The sequence below is a fragment of the Streptomyces sp. NPDC048248 genome, from assembly GCF_043201875.1.
Taxonomy (GTDB): Bacteria; Actinomycetota; Actinomycetes; order Streptomycetales; family Streptomycetaceae; genus Streptomyces.
Genome location: NZ_JBICZL010000038.1, coordinates 1 through 16616, shown reverse-complemented (window position 1 = coordinate 16616; position 16616 = coordinate 1). Strand labels below are relative to the sequence as shown.

Here is a 16616-nt window from a genome sequence, read left to right as displayed (position 1 = left end):
CCCCGCGGGGGGGGGGGGGGGCGCCGGGGGCCCCCCCGCCCCCCGCCCCCCCCCCCGGGGGGGGGGCCCCCCCCCCGGGGGGGGGCCCCCCCACCGCCGTTCGAGCGTGTGACCGGTCAGCCGCTGTTCGCCGGCAGCCAGCCCGTCTGGACCAGCTGCGCACCGCGCTTACGCGTGATGAACGTGGCCCGGCCGGGCGTCAGCCGCTGGCCCTTGACGTTGCCCATCAGCGGGCCCTCGCCCGGGTCGGCGGACAGGATCAGACCCTGCGCACCCAGTTCCTTGGTGCGCTGCATCACCGGCTCGAACGAGGACCGCCCGGCACCGGAGGAGCTGCGCGCCAGGATGAGGCGCAGGCCCAGGTCGCGCGCGAACGGCAGGTACTCCAGCAGCGGCTGCAGCGGGTTGCCGCTGCTCGTCGCCACCAGGTCGTAGTCGTCCACGATCACGAACGCGTCCGGCAGGTCGTACCAGCTGCGGTTGCGCAGCTGCTCCGGCGTGACGTCCGGCCCCGGCATCCGGCGGCCCAGCGAACCGGCAAGACCGGTGATGACCTCCTGCAACTGCGGCCCTGCGGCGCAGTACTTGTACAGGTGGCTCTCGGGGACCTCGCCGAGCTGGGCGCGGCGGTAGTCGGAGACCACCATCAGCGCCTTGTCGGAGGGGTACCGCTCGGCGATCTGCTTGGTGAGCAGACGCAGCAGCGCGGACTTGCCCGACTCGCTCTCGCCGTAGATGACCAGCAGCGGGTCGGTCTCGAAGTCGATGAACGCCGGCGACAGCGTCGTCTCGTCGACACCGATCGCGATGCCGTGCTCCGGGTAGTCGTTGCCCTTCGGCAGCTCGTTGACGTGCAGCATCGTCGGCAGCATCCGCACCGCGGGGGCGGGCTCGCCCTGCCAGTGCTCGTTGACCGTCGAGACCAGATTCGCGATGCCGTCGCTGATGGACTCCGGATCGCTCATCCCGTCCAGTCGCGGGAGCGCCGCGAGGAAGTCGAGCTTGTCGGGAGACAGACCGCGGCCGGGCTTGCCCATCGGCACGTTCTCCGCGCGCTTGCGGTCGAACTCCGACTCCATCGCGTCACCCAGGCGCAGCTCGACGCGGTTGAGGAGCTGGTCGCGCAGGGCGGGCCGCACCTCGGTGTAACGCGAGCCGGCGATGACGAGGTGAACACCGAAACCGAGGCCCCGGCCGGCGATGTCCAGGATCACCGGGTCGAGCTGCTCGTAATCGGTCTTGAAGGTGCCCCACCCGTCGATGACCAGGAAGACGTCGCCCCACTTCTGGTCGGGGAAGGCGCCCGCCGCCCGCCGCTGGCGGTAGGTCGAGATGGAGTCGATGTTGTTCGAGCGGAAGAACTCCTCGCGCTCGTTGAGGATGCCAACGACCTCGGAGACCGTACGGCGCACCTTCTCGGCATCCAGACGCGAGGCGACCCCGCCGACGTGCGGCAGGCCCTCCATGCTCAGCATGCCGCCGCCGCCGAAGTCCAGGCAGTAGAACTGCACTTCCTGCGGGGTGTGGGTGAGGGCGAACGCCGCGATCGCGGACCGGATCAGCGTCGACTTACCGGACTGCGGACCACCCACGACGAGACCGTGACCGGCACCGGCGGAGAAGTCCAGGTACATCACGTCACGCCGCTGCTCGAACGGCTTGTCCACCAGCGCGACCGGCACCACGAGCTTGCCGAGCGCGGTGTACTCCGGCGCGTGCACGCCCCGCTCCGGGGTGACCGCGAGGGTCGGGAGCAGCTGGTTGACGGTCGGCGACTCCTCCAGCGGCGGCAGCCACACCTGGTGCGCCGGCGGGCCCTGGCCCTGCATCCGCTGGACGATGACGTCCAGGACGGTGTCGGCCAGCGCGTCGTCCTGCTGCGGCTCGGTCGGCTCGACGGGAGTGGGGTCCTCGATGATCTGCTCGACGACCGGCGCCGCCGTGAACGGGACCGGCAGCCGGTTGGTGCGGCTGCCGCCCGGGCCGCCGCCGGCACCGGGGCCGCGGTAGGGGCCCGAGACGTACGCGGCCTTGAACTGCACCATCGTCTCGGTGTCGTACTTCAGGATGCCGGAACCGGGAACGTTCGGCAGGTGGTACGCGTCCGGGACACCGATCGCGGTCCGCGACTCGGCAGCGGAGAACGTCCGCAGACCCAGCCGGTAGGAGAGGAAGGTGTCCAGACCGCGGAGCTTGCCCTCTTCCAGACGCTGCGAGGCGAGCAGCATGTGGACACCCATGGAACGGCCGATACGGCCGATCTGGATGAACATGTCGATGAAGTCGGGCTTGGCGGTCAGCAGCTCGGAGAACTCGTCGAGCACCATCACCAGCGACGGCAGCGGGTCCAGCGGGGCACCCGCGGCACGCGCCTTCTCGTAGTCGGTGATGTTGGCGTAGTTGCCCGCGGAGCGCAGCAGCTCCTGACGGCGCTGGAGTTCACCGGTGATCGAGTCGCGCATGCGGTCGATCAGCGTGACGTCCTCACCGAGGTTGGTGATGACCGCCGCGACGTGCGGCATCTCCGACATACCCGTGAAGGTCGCGCCACCCTTGAAGTCCGCGAGGATGAAGTTGAGGGTCTCGGAGGAGTGCGTGACCGCGAGGGCGAGCACCAGGGTGCGCAGCACCTCGGACTTACCGGAACCGGTCGCACCGACACACAGACCGTGCGGGCCCATGCCCTCCTGCGAGGCCTCCTTGATGTCGAGCATGACGGGCTGGCCGTCCTTGTCGACACCGATCGGCACCCGCAGCCGCTCGTGCAGCGTGCGCGGCCGCCACGTACGCGACACATCGACGGAACCGGCGTCACCGATGTTCATCAGGTCGGTGAAGTCCAGGTTCGACAGCAGCGGTTCCTCGCCGTCCGCACCGGAGCCGGCCCGCAGCGGCGCCAGCTGGCGCGCCAGGGCCTCCGCCTCGGGGATCGACAAGGTGTCGCAGACGCCGTGGTAGACGGCGCCGCTCGCCGACTCCAGCACCAGCTTGCCCGGCCACACCTGCACGGCCAGACCACCGCGGATCTCATCGAGGTCGCCGGGGACCACCTCGAGGATGGTGACGCCCTGCAGACCCTCGGCCCCGGCGATCACCGAGTCCATCGGCACCTCGCCGGCGTCCAGCACGATCACCACATGCGGGGTGTCGGTCACCGGGGTGCCCTGCGGGTTGAAGCGCCCGCGCCCGTCCAGGTCGTCGGCGAGCAACTCCTCGATCTCGCCGAGGTCACCGACGACGAGCCGACGGGTACCTGCACCGTCCACGCTCTTGTCCTGGACCTGCGGCAGCCACTTCATCCACTCCCACTCGGCCTGCGCACCGGGGGCGGCGACGACCGCCACCACCAGGTCCTCGGGCGAGTGCAGCGTGCACAGCTGGGCGATCATGGCGCGGGACGCGCCGTACACCGTGTCCGGGTCACCGGAGACGGTCAGGTGGTAGAAGGCGCGCAGCGACACCGCCAGCGGCAGGTCGTCCAAGTGACCGTGCTTGTCGAGGAATTCCTTCATCGCGTGCGCGGTGAGCGGCTCCAGCTCGTCGACCGGCGCGGTCTCCGGAGCCTTCAGCGGCGTGGCCAACTGCTGGGGCCCGAGCCCCAGTCGCACCTGAGCGAAGTCGGGGTCGGTCGCCCGACGCTCCCACACCCGCTTGCCCTCGGCCACCACGGACCACAGCTGACCCGGGTCCGGGTGGATGAAGAGCTGGGCATCCCGCTGCTTGCGGGCGGTACGCCGTACCTCTTTCCGCTTCTGCGTAAGGTACTTGAGGTAATCCTGGCGTTCCTGGAGCATTTGCCCGGAAGGCCCCTGGCGGGCTTTGACGATCTGCACGATCGCCATCGCCAGAGTGGACGCCACCATGACGCCGCCCATGATTTTCATGAACGGCTGATTTCCCATGAACAGGAATGCCGCCGACGAGGCCATACCCATCATGGGCATAAGGCTCATCAGGATGTTGTCCTGGTCGCCCTCGCGGGGAAGCTCCGGAGGCGCCTCGAGTGTCACCTCCTCGGAGGGAACTTCAGGTGGCAGCGCGCGGGGCGGGCGCTTGACGATGACAACGCTCACCGAGGCATCAGTCCTTCATGCATCTCGCAGTCTCGGACCGCCCCCGTTGGTTTGACGGTCCCCCGAACCAAGTCCTTGGCTCGACGCAGGCGTTGATCCTACTGTTAAACGTCAAGTGCCGGGGTGGGTGGGGCAGCCGTCGAATCGGACGGTACGCTGACGCACCGCAAGCGTGCCGAGGCCCTGTTGTGACGGCCCTATATATACGGCGCGCGACGCGACAAAACGCCCAACGGATAGGGGGAACCGCCAGGTGAGCACGACCACAGGCACCGGCTTTTGCCGGGTCACAGTCGCTGCGCCGGACGCACGGATCGATGTGGCTCTGCCGGAGGACGTCGCACTGGTCGACATCTATCCGGAGATCCTGCGGCTCTCCGGACAGTCCCAGGCGGAGGGCGCCCCGACCGGCTACCACCTCGTGCGCCGCGACGGCACCGTACTCGACGCCGGACAGTCGCTCGCTCAGCAGCAGATCCTCGACGGCGACCTGCTGCTGCTGAAGCCGTTCGCCGAGTCGCTGCCCCTGCCGGTCTTCGACGACGTCTCCGACGCCGTCGCCTCCGCGGTCAAGCGCAACCGCAGCCGGTGGAGCGACGACCTGATGAACTTCGTCGGCCTCACCGCCGGCGTGCTGCTGCTCGTCATGATGGCCTTCGCGCTCTGGTTCTCGAACCCGGTCGACCGCGACATGCACCGGCTGCCCGGCATCATCGCCGGCGTCACCGGCATCGTGCTCGTCGCCCTGGCCGGCGTCCGCGCCCGGGTCTACGACGACCACAGCTCCTCCATCGCGCTGGGTCTGGCCTCACTGCCGCACCTGCTGCTGGCCGGCTCCGGCATCTTCGCCGTCGAGCCCGGCTCCGGCCCCGGCCGGCTGCACCTCCTCGTCGGCTGCGTGACCGTACTGGTCGCCTCCGCGCTCCTGGTGGTCCTGCTGCCGCGCGGTGACGCCCCCTTCGTGGCCGCCGCCTTCCTGTCCGCCGTCGGCACCCTCGCGGTCTTCGCGGCGATCCTCACCGACGCCTCGCCCAGCGAGGTCGCCGCGGTCACCGCCGCCGTCTCCATCGCCATGGTCGCCTGGCTCCCCGGTCTCTCCGCCCGCTTCGCCCGGCTGCCCATCGGCTACAAGTCGCCCGACCAGATCGCCAAGGGCTACGACGGCGAGCGCGGCGAGACCGAGTCCGTCGACTTCGTCAAGATCGGCAACCAGGCCCGCCGCGGCCACGAGCTGCTCCTCGGCCTCGTCGCCGGCTGCTCCGCCCTGGTCGTCGGCTCGGCCGGTGTGGTCCTGGGCTTCTCCGACAACGGCTGGGCCCAGCTGATGGCCCTGGCCGCCGGCATCACGATCATGCTCCGCGCCCGGCTGTTCGACTACACCGCGCAGGTCGCCTGCCTGACCATCGCCGGCATCCTCACGATCGTCCTGCTGATCCTGGGCATCGCGCTGCACCCGCCGACGGAGATCTTCGTCGAGCTCGGCCGCTTCAACGACTCCGGCCCGTTGAACATCCGCACCGTCTGGTTCTCCAGCAGCATCGCGGCGGGCGCCGCCCTGCTGGTCGGTGTGGGCCTGGTCGTCCCGCGCAAGGGCGTCACCCCCTTCTGGGGCCGGATCTTCGACATCTTCGACGGCCTGGTCCTGCTGTCCCTGGTGCCGCTGTGCCTGGCGGTGCTGGACGTCTACGGCACGGTGCGCGGACTCACCGGCAGTTAGCGGCGGCCCGCCCGTCGCTCCCACGGCCCCCCGACCACCCGGTCGGGGGGCCGTTTCCAGCTGGTACGCTGTGTGACGGCCCGGTCGAGTCATCCAAGATTCCCTGTGAAGCAAACCAGGGGCGCTCACGGACCGAAACACACTGAGGAGTACCGCGTGTCGCTCGACGCCGCTACGAAGAAGCAGATCATGGCCGAGTTCGCCACCAAGGAGGGTGACACCGGTTCCCCCGAGGTTCAGGTCGCGATGCTCTCCCGCCGCATCTCGGACCTGACCGAGCACCTCAAGACCCACAAGCACGACCACCACTCCCGCCGTGGTCTGCTGCTGCTGGTCGGCCAGCGCCGCCGCCTGCTGCAGTACCTGGCGAAGAAGGACATCACGCGCTTCCGTGCGCTGGTCGAGCGCCTGGGCATCCGCCGCGGCGCGGCGGGCGCCAAGTAACACGCCGTAAAGGGAGCGGTTCCCACCGGGAGCCGCTCCCTTTGCCGTACGCACCGGACACTTCCGCCGCCACGTGGTGGACGGAACCTTTGTAGTCTGGTGGCATATCGCAAAAGCGAACGCGGTAGGAGCGCCTTCTGGCCGCCGGTCCTCGGTAGTGGCCCCCGGATGATCCATGGACACACTCCATGTCCTCACTCCGGGTGCTTCGATCGAAGACCGGCCCGTACCGGCGCTCCACCGAAGACGGTCCGCTGCCACACGGGCAACGGACGCTGACGAGGAGATTTTCTTGGTGGAGAACGAGACCCACTACGCCGAAGCCGTTATCGACAACGGATCCTTCGGCACCCGCACCATCCGCTTCGAGACGGGCCGCCTGGCCAAGCAGGCCGCCGGCTCCGCCGTGGCGTACCTGGACGACGACACCATGGTGCTGTCGGCCACCACCGCTTCCAAGAAGCCGAAGGACCAGCTGGACTTCTTCCCGCTGACCGTCGACGTCGAGGAGCGGATGTACGCAGCCGGGAAGATCCCCGGTTCCTTCTTCCGCCGTGAGGGCCGCCCCTCCGAGGACGCGATCCTCACCTGCCGCCTGATCGACCGGCCGCTGCGCCCCTCCTTCAAGAAGGGCCTGCGCAACGAGATCCAGATCGTCGAGACGATCATGGCGCTCAACCCCGACCACCTCTACGACGTGGTCGCGATCAACGCCGCCTCCTGCTCCACGCAGCTGGCCGGCCTGCCCTTCTCCGGCCCGATCGGCGGCACCCGTGTCGCACTGATCAACGGCCAGTGGGTCGCCTTCCCGACTCACACCGAGCTCGAGGACGCGGTCTTCGACATGGTCGTGGCCGGCCGTGTCCTCCCGGACGGCGACGTCGCGATCATGATGGTCGAGGCCGAGGCCACCGAGAAGACCGTCCAGCTGGTCAAGGACGGCGCCGAGGCTCCGACCGAAGAGGTCGTCGCCGCCGGTCTCGAGGCCGCCAAGCCCTTCATCAAGGTGCTGTGCAAGGCTCAGTCGGACCTCGCCGCCAAGGCCGCCAAGCCCACCGGTGAGTTCCCGGTCTTCCTCGACTACCAGGACGACGTCCTGGAGGCGCTGACCGCAGCCGTCAAGGGCGAGCTCGCCCAGGCGCTGACCATCGCAGGCAAGCAGGAGCGCGAGAACGAGCTCGACCGCATCAAGGAGATCGCCGCCGAGAAGCTGCTCCCGCAGTTCGAGGGTCGCGAGAAGGAGATCTCCGGTGCCTACCGCGCGCTGACCAAGAAGCTGGTCCGCGAGCGCGTCATCAAGGACAAGGTCCGCATCGACGGCCGTGGCGTGACGGACATCCGTACGCTCGCCGCCGAGGTCGAGGCGATCCCGCGCGTGCACGGCTCGGCGCTGTTCGAGCGTGGCGAGACCCAGATCCTGGGCGTCACCACCCTCAACATGCTCCGCATGGAGCAGCAGCTGGACACCCTTTCCCCGGTGACCCGCAAGCGCTACATGCACAACTACAACTTCCCGCCGTACTCCGTCGGTGAGACCGGCCGCGTGGGTTCGCCCAAGCGCCGCGAGATCGGCCACGGCGCGCTCGCCGAGCGCGCCATCGTGCCGGTGCTGCCGACGCGCGAGGAGTTCCCCTACGCGATCCGCCAGGTCTCCGAGGCGCTGGGCTCCAACGGCTCGACGTCCATGGGCTCGGTCTGCGCCTCCACCATGTCGCTGCTGAACGCCGGTGTGCCCCTCAAGGCCCCGGTCGCCGGTATCGCCATGGGCCTGATCTCGCAGGAGATCGACGGCCAGACCCACTACGTCGCCCTCACCGACATCCTCGGTGCGGAGGACGCCTTCGGCGACATGGACTTCAAGGTCGCCGGCACCAAGCAGTTCGTCACCGCGCTGCAGCTCGACACCAAGCTCGACGGCATCCCCGCCTCGGTCCTGGCCGCCGCGCTGAAGCAGGCCCGTGACGCGCGTCTGCACATCCTCGACGTGATGAACGAGGCGATCGACGTTCCGGACGAGATGTCCCCGAACGCGCCGCGCATCATCACCGTCAAGATCCCGGTGGACAAGATCGGTGAGGTCATCGGCCCCAAGGGCAAGATGATCAACCAGATCCAGGAGGACACCGGCGCCGACATCACGATCGAGGACGACGGCACCATCTACATCGGTGCCGCCGACGGCCCGGCCGCCGAGGCCGCCCGCGCCACGATCAACGGCATCGCCAACCCGACCATGCCGGAGGTCGGCGAGCGCTACCTGGGCACGGTCGTCAAGACGACCACCTTCGGTGCGTTCGTGTCCCTGCTCCCGGGCAAGGACGGTCTGCTGCACATCTCGCAGATCCGCAAGCTCGCCGGTGGCAAGCGCGTGGAGAACGTCGAGGACGTGCTCGGCGTGGGCGCCAAGGTGCAGGTCGAGATCGCCGAGATCGACCAGCGCGGCAAGCTCTCCCTGATCCCCGTGATCGAGGGCGAGGACGCCGAGGGCGACGACAAGAAGGACGACGCCGCCAAGTGACGTCCCGGACGCAACGGACGACGGCCCGCACCTCCTCGGAGGGGCGGGCCGTCGCCCGTACCCAAACGCTTCTCAAGGGCACCGCCGGCGCCGGCACGGTCCGCAGGACCACCCTCCCCGGCGGCCTGCGCATCGTCACCGAGACGCTGCCGTCGGTCCGCTCCGTCACCTTCGGGATCTGGGCGAACGTCGGCTCCCGCGACGAGACCCCGTCCCTCAACGGCGCCACCCACTACCTGGAGCACCTGCTCTTCAAGGGCACCGAGCGGCGCAGCGCGCTGGACATCTCCGCCGCGATCGACGCCGTCGGCGGCGAGATGAACGCCTTCACCGCTAAGGAGTACACCTGCTACTACGCGCGGGTGCTGGACGCCGACCTGCCGCTGGCCATAGACGTGGTGTGCGACATGCTCACCGGCTCGCTGATCGAGGCCGAGGACGTCGACGCCGAGCGCGGCGTCATCCTCGAAGAGATCGCGATGACCGAGGACGACCCGGGCGACTGCGTGCACGACCTGTTCGCGCACACCATGCTCGGTGACACCCCGCTGGGCCGCCCGGTGCTGGGCACCGTCGACACCGTCAACGCCCTCACCCCCGAGCGCATCCGCCGCTTCTACAAGAAGCACTACGACCCCACGCACCTCGTCGTCACCGCCGCGGGCAACGTCGACCACGCCAAGGTCGTCCGCCTCGTCCGCCGCGCCTTCGAGCGGGCCGGGGCCCTGGACCGCGCGGACGCCGCCCCGATGGCACCGCGCAGCGGTAGTCGGGCCCTTCGCACCGGCGGCCGCGTCGACCTGCTCAACCGCAAGACCGAGCAGGCGCACGTCATCCTCGGCATGCCCGGTATGGCCCGCACCGACGACCGGCGCTGGGCCATGGGCGTGCTGAACACCGCACTCGGCGGCGGGATGAGTTCCCGCCTCTTCCAGGAGGTCCGCGAGAAGCGCGGCCTGGCGTACAGCGTGTACTCCTACACCTCCGGGTTCGCCGACTGCGGCCTGTTCGGCGTCTACGCCGGCTGCCGTCCCAACCAGGTGCACGACGTGCTCAAGATCTGCCGCGACGAACTCGACAAGGTGGCCGCCGACGGCCTCACCGACGACGAGATCCGCCGCGCGATCGGTCAGCTGCGCGGCTCCACGGTGCTCGGCCTGGAGGACACCGGAGCGCTCATGCACCGCATCGGCAAGAGCGAGCTGTGCTGGGGAGAGCAGATGTCGGTCGACGAGATGCTCGCCAGGATCGCCGCGGTCACCCCCGACGAAGTGCGCGAGGTGGCCCGCGACGTCCTGGGCTCACGCCCGTCGCTGTCCGTCATCGGCCCCCTGAAGGACCGGCAGGCGGCCCGGCTGGACGAAGCCATCGCCTAGGGCGTGCCAGGCGCCGCGTGCCGGGCGATACTTTCGCCACAGGCTCTGGGCCCGACCCGGCGCACCGCCGCCGGCCGGGCCCAGCCGCCCGTACCACGAAGAGAGAGCTGGAAACGATGAGCAAGCTGCGCGTGGCCGTGCTGGGTGCCAAGGGGCGCATCGGCTCCGAGGCTGTCCGAGCCGTCGAGGCCGCCGAGGACATGGAGCTGGTCGCGGCCCTCGGCCGGGGCGACAAGCTGGAGACGCTGGTCGAGGCCGACGCCCAGGTCGTGGTCGAGCTGACCAATCCCGGCGCGGTGATGGGCAACCTCGACTTCTGCCTGCGTCACGGCATCCACGGCGTGGTCGGCACCACCGGCTGGACTGACGAGCGCCTGGCGCAGCTGCGCACCTCGCTCGCCGCCTCTCCCGGCGCGGGAGTGCTCATCGCCCCGAACTTCTCCATCGGCGCGGTGCTGACCATGCAGTTCGCGCAGAAGGCGGCCAGGTTCTTCGAGTCCGCCGAGGTCATCGAGCTGCACCACCCGAACAAGGCGGACGCCCCGTCCGGCACCGCGGCCCGCACCGCCGAGCTGATCGCCAAGGCACGTGAGGAGGCCGGCAGCGCCCCGCAGCCGGACGCCACCAGCACCGCCCTGGACGGCGCCCGCGGCGCGGACGTCGGCGGCATCCCGGTGCACTCCGTACGGCTGCGCGGTCTGCTCGCGCACCAAGAGGTGCTGTTCGGCGGCGTGGGGGAGACCCTCACCATCCGCCACGACTCCCTTCACCACAGCAGCTTCATGCCGGGCATCCTGCTCGGTGTGCGCCGGGTGGTGAACACTCCGGGCCTGACCGTGGGCCTGGAGAACTTCCTCGACCTGGACTGACGGGCAGATCCGACCGTGCGTGCAAAGCTCACCTACTTCGTCCTGGCGGCAGTGCTGGTCGCCTATTTCGTGCTCGTCGGCAGCCGCGGCGTCCTGCTCATCGAGCAGGGCACCCTGCTGACCGTCACGTTCGGGGTAGCCGTCCTGATCCTGCCGTTCATCGGCCTGTGGTTCCTGTGGCACACCACCCAGTTCGCCCGCAAGGCCGGAGCGCTCTCGCGCGAGCTGGAGGCGGAGGGCGGTCTGCCGGTCGACGAGCTGCGGCGGACGCCGGGCGGCCGCATCGACCGCGACTCGGCCGACGAGGTCTTCGCCAAGCGGCAGGCCGAGACGGAAGAGGCGCCCGGCGACTGGCGTACGTGGTTCCGCCTCGCGGTCGCCTACCACGACGCCCGGGACACCCCGCGGGCCCGCAAGGCCATGCAGCGCGCCATCGCCCTGCACGACAACGGGCCCGTACGGACCTGAGTCCCTACGGGCCCGAACGTGGTGGGGACGGAGCCGGCGGCACGCCGCCCGGGGTACCGCGGAGAAGCTAGGAGCGGTACTCCGCCGCCCACGCCTCCAGCACGTCCGCGGCGCGGTCGAACGCCTCCGGGCGCGACAGGAAGTCGCCGTTGTGGTCGGTCACGAGAATCCGCAGCGGATCGCCCTCGGCCCGGTGCACGACCAGGGCCTGCCCCTGCACCGTCCGCGGCAGACCCAGCCAGCGCACCGGCTGCTGGGCCGTGCGGACCGAGGCGACGGCGCTCCACGATTCCGTCGTCGTATGCAGCAGCCCCACCTGGCGCAATCCGCTCGCGCTCACCCACAGCCCCACGCGCAGCAGGCGCACCGCAAGGGCGATCACAAGCGCCCCTATCACGACGCAGGCCGCAGCACCGGGCAGCGAGCCGGCCCACGCGATGATCATCGCGGAGAACAGCACGAACGACGCGAGCAGCAAAAGCACGGCCGCCGCCCCCACACGCCACGGTCCGGGGCGGTAGGGACGGCGCCAGTGGTCGGGCTCGTCATGGGGCAGCGGAGTCGCCTCCGCCGCACGGTTGTCGAAGTCGAGGTCGCGGTCGGCCGTCAGGAAAGGCAGGGGCACGGCTGATCCTCACTCAGGGGCACGATGACACAAGCTGTGACCGGTGAGGTTATCGGGCCCGGCGAAGCGGAACCACTCAGCGGTGCGCCCCGCCCCTCCACTCAGCGGTGTGCGGCCTCGGAGTGATGCACCCGGCCCGTACCGGAGCTGTCCTGCTGCAGCGCGGGTACGCCGAACAACAGGGCGCCGGCCAGGCCACCCACGACTGTCAGGGCCATCAGGGACTGCCCCAGCAGCTGTGCACGGGAGGGGCGCTCGCGGGGCGGGGGAGTGACATTGCTGCGGAACCGGTCTGCCTCGGCGACAAAGGCGAACGGGACGGGCTCTCGCCGGCGGAACATGAGCGGGCTCTCCTAGGAACCTCGAGGTGGGCACTGTCACAGAGGTAGACGACTGAGGCGTCCGCTTGGTGCCCGTTTCCAGTAACTTCTGTGAAAAATATCAAGCGCGCTGCGCACTGATGCCACCGGGGTCCGATATATGCCTAACGCGGCATCACTTCGCATTTCCCCGGCTGTCAGTGGCGGGCCGTAGGCTGGGCGCCGCACAGGATCGATTGGAAGGAACCGCCGGTGTCCCACACCCCCGCCGAGAGCACTGAGAGCCCTGACGGCGCAGCCGCCAGCTTCCGGAGCGAGGTGACGGTCGAGCTGGTCAAGCACAGCGCGGCCGACAGCGACGTCCTGTGGGCGGCCCGCGTCTCCACGGCCGGAGAGCAGTCCCTGGAGGAGCTGCAGAAGGACCCCGAGCGCTCCAAGGGCCTGATCAACTACCTCATGCGGGACCGGCACGGCAGCCCCTTCGAGCACAACTCGATGACCTTCTTCATCAGTGCGCCGATCTTCGTCTTCCGCGAGTTCATGCGGCACCGCGTCGGCTGGTCGTACAACGAGGAATCCGGCCGCTACCGCCAGCTGGAGCCGGTTTTCTACCTCCCCGGTGAGTCCCGCAAGCTGGTGCAGCAGGGCCGCCCGGGGAAGTACGAATTCGTCGACGGCACCCAGGCGCAGCACGAGCTGACCAGCCGCGTCATGGAGGACACCTACCGCAGGGCGTACGAGGCGTACCAGGAGATGCTGGTCGCAGGCGTGGCCCGCGAGGTCGCCCGCGCGGTGCTACCCGTCGGCCTGTTCTCGTCCATGTACGCCACCTGCAATGCCCGGTCGCTGATGCACTTCCTGGGCCTGCGCACCCAGCACGAACTCGCGTCCGTGCCGTCCTTCCCGCAGCGGGAGATCGAAATGGTCGGCGAGCAGATGGAGGCCCACTGGGCCAAGCTCATGCCGCTCACGTACGGCGCATTCAACGCGAACGGTCGCGTGGCACCGTAAAGCCCAGGTGGCAGCCGGGCGCCGCCGCCCGCTGCAGAGGCAGGCGAAGTGTCCGGATTGCGGCATTTTGAGAAGTTCATTTACGCTGAACAAACGGACCCGGCACTGCTTGAACCCCCGAGCAGGCAGTGCCGGAGTCCACATCCTTGCTCCCCAGAGGCGCATCCCGTGGTGAGCTACGAGTAGCGTGGGACCCATGGCTCCGACTTCCACACCGCAGACCCCCTTCGGGCGGGTGCTGACCGCCATGGTCACGCCGTTCACGGCGGATGGCGCCCTCGACCTCGACGGCGCGCAGCGGCTCGCCGCCCACCTGGTGGATGCCGGCAACGACGGCCTCGTCGTCAACGGCACCACCGGAGAGTCCCCGACCACCAGCGATGCGGAGAAAGCCCAGCTCGTCCGCGCCGTGGTCGACGCGGTCGGAGACCGCGCCTTTGTCGTAGCCGGAGCCGGCACCAACGACACCCGCCACAGCCTCGAGCTCGCCCGCGCCGCCCAGGACGCCGGCGCCCACGGCCTGCTCGCGGTCACGCCGTACTACAGCAAGCCGCCGCAGGAGGGCCTCCTGCGGCACTTCACGGCCATCGCGGACGCCACCGAGCTGCCCGTCATGCTCTACGACATCCCCGGCCGCAGCGGTGTCCCGATCAACACCGAGACCATGGTCCGGCTCGCCGAGCACCCACGGATCGTCGCCAACAAGGACGCCAAGGGCGACCTCGGCCGCGCCAGCTGGGCCATCGCCCGCTCGGGCCTCGCCTGGTACAGCGGTGACGACATGCTCAACCTCCCGCTGCTCTCGGTCGGAGCCGTCGGATTCGTCTCGGTCGTCGGCCACGTCGTCACCCCCGAGCTGCGCGCCCTGCTCGACGCCCATCTCAACGGCGACGTCACCAAGGCCACCGAGATCCACCAGAAGCTGCTGCCCGTCTTCACCGGCATGTTCCGCACCCAGGGCGTCATCACCACCAAGGCCGCGCTCGGCCTCCAGGGACTGCCCGCCGGCCCGCTGCGCCTGCCGCTGGTGGAACTCGCCCCGGAGGAGACCGAACAGCTCACGCGCGATCTTGCCGCCGGCGGGGTACAGCTCTGATCACAGACTTCACAACTGAACACGGACCAACACACGCCACATAGCAAGTGCACGAATGTCATGCGCGCCACGTGCCTCGACGGCAGCGTGGCGCGTGTGGTGAGGAGAGTCTTTTGAGTCATCCGCATCCTGAGCTCGGCGCACCGCCGAAGCTTCCCAAGGGCGGCCTGCGGGTCACCCCCCTAGGCGGCCTGGGTGAAATCGGCCGCAACATGACGGTCTTCGAATACGGCGGTCGGTTGCTGATCGTCGACTGCGGAGTGCTCTTCCCGGAGGAGGAGCAGCCCGGAATCGACCTGATCCTGCCGGACTTCACGTCCATCAGGGACCGCCTCGACGACATCGACGGCATCGTGCTCACGCACGGCCACGAGGACCACATCGGTGCTGTCCCCTTCCTCCTGCGCGAGAAGCCGGACATCCCGCTCATCGGCTCCAAGCTGACCCTCGCGCTCATCGAGGCCAAGCTCCAGGAGCACCGCATCCGCCCCTACACCCTGGAGGTCAAGGAGGGGCACACCGAGAAGATCGGTCCCTTCGACTGCCAGTTCGTGGCGGTCAACCACTCCATCCCCGACGCACTCGCGGTCGCCATCCGCACCCCGGCCGGCATGGTCGTGCACACCGGCGACTTCAAGATGGACCAGCTCCCGCTGGACCGGCGCCTGACGGACCTCCCGGCGTTCGCCAAGCTCGGCGAGGAGGGCATCGACCTCCTCCTCTCCGACTCCACGAACGCCGAGGTCCCCGGCTTCGTGCCGCCCGAGCGGGACATCTCCAACGTCCTGCGTACGGTGTTCGCGAATGCCCAGAAGCGCATCATCGTGGCGAGCTTCGCCAGCCATGTGCACCGCATCCAGCAGATCCTCGACGCGGCGAACGAATACGGCCGCCGGGTCGCCTTCGTCGGCCGTTCGATGGTCCGCAACATGGGCATCGCCCGCGAGCTGGGCTACCTGAAGGTCCCGGCCGGTCTGGTCGTCGACGTCAAGACCCTCGACGACCTGCCCGACGACGAGGTCGTGCTGGTCTGCACGGGCTCCCAGGGCGAGCCGATGGCCGCCCTCTCCCGGATGGCCAACCGCGATCACCAGATCCGCATCGTCCCGGGTGACACGGTCATCCTGGCCTCGTCCCTCATCCCGGGTAACGAGAACGCGGTCTACCGCGTGATCAACGGTCTGACGCGCTGGGGCGCCGACGTCGTCCACAAGGGCAACGCCAAGGTCCATGTCTCGGGCCACGCCTCGGCCGGCGAGCTGCTGTACTTCTACAACATCTGCAAGCCGAAGAACCTGATGCCGGTGCACGGCGAATGGCGCCATCTGCGCGCCAACGCCGAGCTGGGTGCCCTGACCGGCGTCCCCAAGGACCGGATCGTGATCGCCGAGGACGGCGTCGTGGTCGACCTGGTCAAGGGCGTCGCGAAGATCGTCGGCAAGGTCCAGGCGGGCTACGTCTATGTCGACGGCCTCTCGGTCGGCGATGTCACCGAGACCCATCTGAAGGACCGCCGCATCCTCGGCGACGAAGGCATCATCTCCGTCTTCGTCGTGGTGGACAGCACCACCGGCAAGATCGTGGGCGGACCGCATCTCCAGGCCCGCGGTTCGGGCATCGACGACGCCGCGTTCTCCGGGGTGATCCCCAAGATCGACGAGGCCATGGCCAAGTCGGCGCAGGACGGCGTCATGGAGCCCCACCAGCTCCAGCAGCTGGTCCGCCGCGCGGTCGGCAAGTGGGTGTCGGACAACTACCGTCGCCGCCCGATGATCCTTCCCGTGGTCGTCGAGGTCTGACGCGCAGGGTCGTACGAACGTACGTAAGCGGAGCGGGGCGCCCGGATTTGCATCCAGGCGCCCCGCTCCAGTACGTTTACGGCTCCGCCTGAACGGGAAGCACCGCACGCCTGCGCGTACGGGGCTGGCTCCGAAGGGGGCGGAAATCCGACCCAGAGCAATCTGATAAAGTCGGAACCGCCGAAAGGCAAACCCCCTCCGACAGGTAATCGGAACCGCATTTCGAACCCACCGAGACAATCGGGGGAACGGAAAAGGATCTGATAGAGTCGGAATCGCGAAGAAGCCGAAAGGCCGAAT

Annotated in this window: 12 protein-coding genes; 9 read left to right on the top strand and 3 right to left on the bottom strand. The window is 69.1% G+C overall.

Going from position 1 to position 16616, the window contains the following annotated elements; genetic code table 11:
• Positions 1 to 116: 116 nt before the first annotated feature.
• On the bottom strand, positions 117 to 4073 hold the full coding sequence (eccCa, locus tag ACGFZW_RS38175) for a type VII secretion protein EccCa (RefSeq protein WP_393897934.1): 3957 nt from the start codon (positions 4071 to 4073) through the stop codon (positions 117 to 119).
• A 253-nt stretch (positions 4074 to 4326) separates the two neighbouring features.
• Here eccCa and eccD point away from each other — a divergent pair, with 253 nt between their 5' ends.
• From eccD to ACGFZW_RS38145, 6 genes are all read left to right on the top strand, one after another.
• Entirely contained in the window at positions 4327 to 5790 is a 1464-nt protein-coding gene (eccD, locus tag ACGFZW_RS38170) for a type VII secretion integral membrane protein EccD (RefSeq protein WP_393897933.1), read from the top strand.
• Positions 5791 to 5946: 156 nt separating this feature from the next.
• Complete coding sequence (gene rpsO, locus ACGFZW_RS38165) at positions 5947 to 6234, top strand: 30S ribosomal protein S15 (protein ID WP_006602744.1); 288 nt, start codon at positions 5947 to 5949, stop codon at positions 6232 to 6234.
• A 295-nt stretch (positions 6235 to 6529) separates the two neighbouring features.
• Positions 6530 to 8752, top strand: coding sequence for a polyribonucleotide nucleotidyltransferase (locus ACGFZW_RS38160; RefSeq protein WP_393897946.1), 2223 nt, complete (start codon positions 6530 to 6532; stop codon positions 8750 to 8752).
• Positions 8749 to 10128 carry a M16 family metallopeptidase gene (locus tag ACGFZW_RS38155; protein WP_393897932.1) on the top strand — a complete coding sequence of 460 codons (1380 nt, stop codon included), beginning with the start codon at positions 8749 to 8751 and terminating at the stop codon, positions 10126 to 10128. Before ACGFZW_RS38160 ends, ACGFZW_RS38155 begins: the two co-directional genes overlap by 4 nt.
• Before the next feature lie 116 nt (positions 10129 to 10244).
• The gene (dapB, locus tag ACGFZW_RS38150) at positions 10245 to 10997 is read left to right on the top strand and encodes a 4-hydroxy-tetrahydrodipicolinate reductase (RefSeq protein WP_393897931.1); all 753 of its coding nucleotides are present in this window, start codon (positions 10245 to 10247) and stop codon (positions 10995 to 10997) included.
• A gap of 15 nt (positions 10998 to 11012) precedes the next feature.
• On the top strand, positions 11013 to 11465 hold the full coding sequence (locus ACGFZW_RS38145) for a hypothetical protein (RefSeq protein ID WP_393897930.1): 453 nt from the start codon (positions 11013 to 11015) through the stop codon (positions 11463 to 11465).
• 67 nt (positions 11466 to 11532) lie between these two features.
• Here ACGFZW_RS38145 and ACGFZW_RS38140 read toward each other — a convergent pair whose 3' ends face one another.
• A complete protein-coding gene (locus ACGFZW_RS38140) occupies positions 11533 to 12090 on the bottom strand; it encodes a hypothetical protein (RefSeq protein ID WP_393897929.1) in 558 nt (185 codons plus the stop codon).
• 101 nt (positions 12091 to 12191) lie between these two features.
• The gene (locus ACGFZW_RS38135; RefSeq protein WP_393897928.1) at positions 12192 to 12431 is read right to left on the bottom strand and encodes a hypothetical protein; all 240 of its coding nucleotides are present in this window, start codon (positions 12429 to 12431) and stop codon (positions 12192 to 12194) included.
• Positions 12432 to 12662: 231 nt separating this feature from the next.
• Here ACGFZW_RS38135 and thyX point away from each other — a divergent pair, with 231 nt between their 5' ends.
• The 3 genes from thyX to ACGFZW_RS38120 all read left to right on the top strand — a co-directional run bounded on the left by thyX (position 12663) and on the right by ACGFZW_RS38120 (position 16316).
• Positions 12663 to 13421: an FAD-dependent thymidylate synthase gene (gene thyX, locus ACGFZW_RS38130; RefSeq protein ID WP_393897927.1), complete on the top strand. Its 759-nt coding sequence runs from the start codon at positions 12663 to 12665 to the stop codon at positions 13419 to 13421.
• Positions 13422 to 13617: 196 nt separating this feature from the next.
• The gene (gene dapA / locus ACGFZW_RS38125; RefSeq protein ID WP_393897926.1) at positions 13618 to 14517 is read left to right on the top strand and encodes a 4-hydroxy-tetrahydrodipicolinate synthase; all 900 of its coding nucleotides are present in this window, start codon (positions 13618 to 13620) and stop codon (positions 14515 to 14517) included.
• Positions 14518 to 14630: 113 nt separating this feature from the next.
• Entirely contained in the window at positions 14631 to 16316 is a 1686-nt protein-coding gene (locus tag ACGFZW_RS38120) for a ribonuclease J (RefSeq protein ID WP_393897925.1), read from the top strand.
• Positions 16317 to 16616: the final 300 nt, after the last annotated feature.

Excerpts from the sequence above, each read along its gene's own strand:
- dapB (WP_393897931.1), top strand. The coding sequence starts at position 10,245 with ATGAGCAAGCTGCGCGTGGCCGTGCTGGGTGCCAAGGGGCGCATCGGC.
- ACGFZW_RS38135 (WP_393897928.1), bottom strand. The coding sequence starts at position 12,431 with ATGTTCCGCCGGCGAGAGCCCGTCCCGTTCGCCTTTGTCGCCGAGGCA.
- dapA (WP_393897926.1), top strand. The coding sequence starts at position 13,618 with ATGGCTCCGACTTCCACACCGCAGACCCCCTTCGGGCGGGTGCTGACC.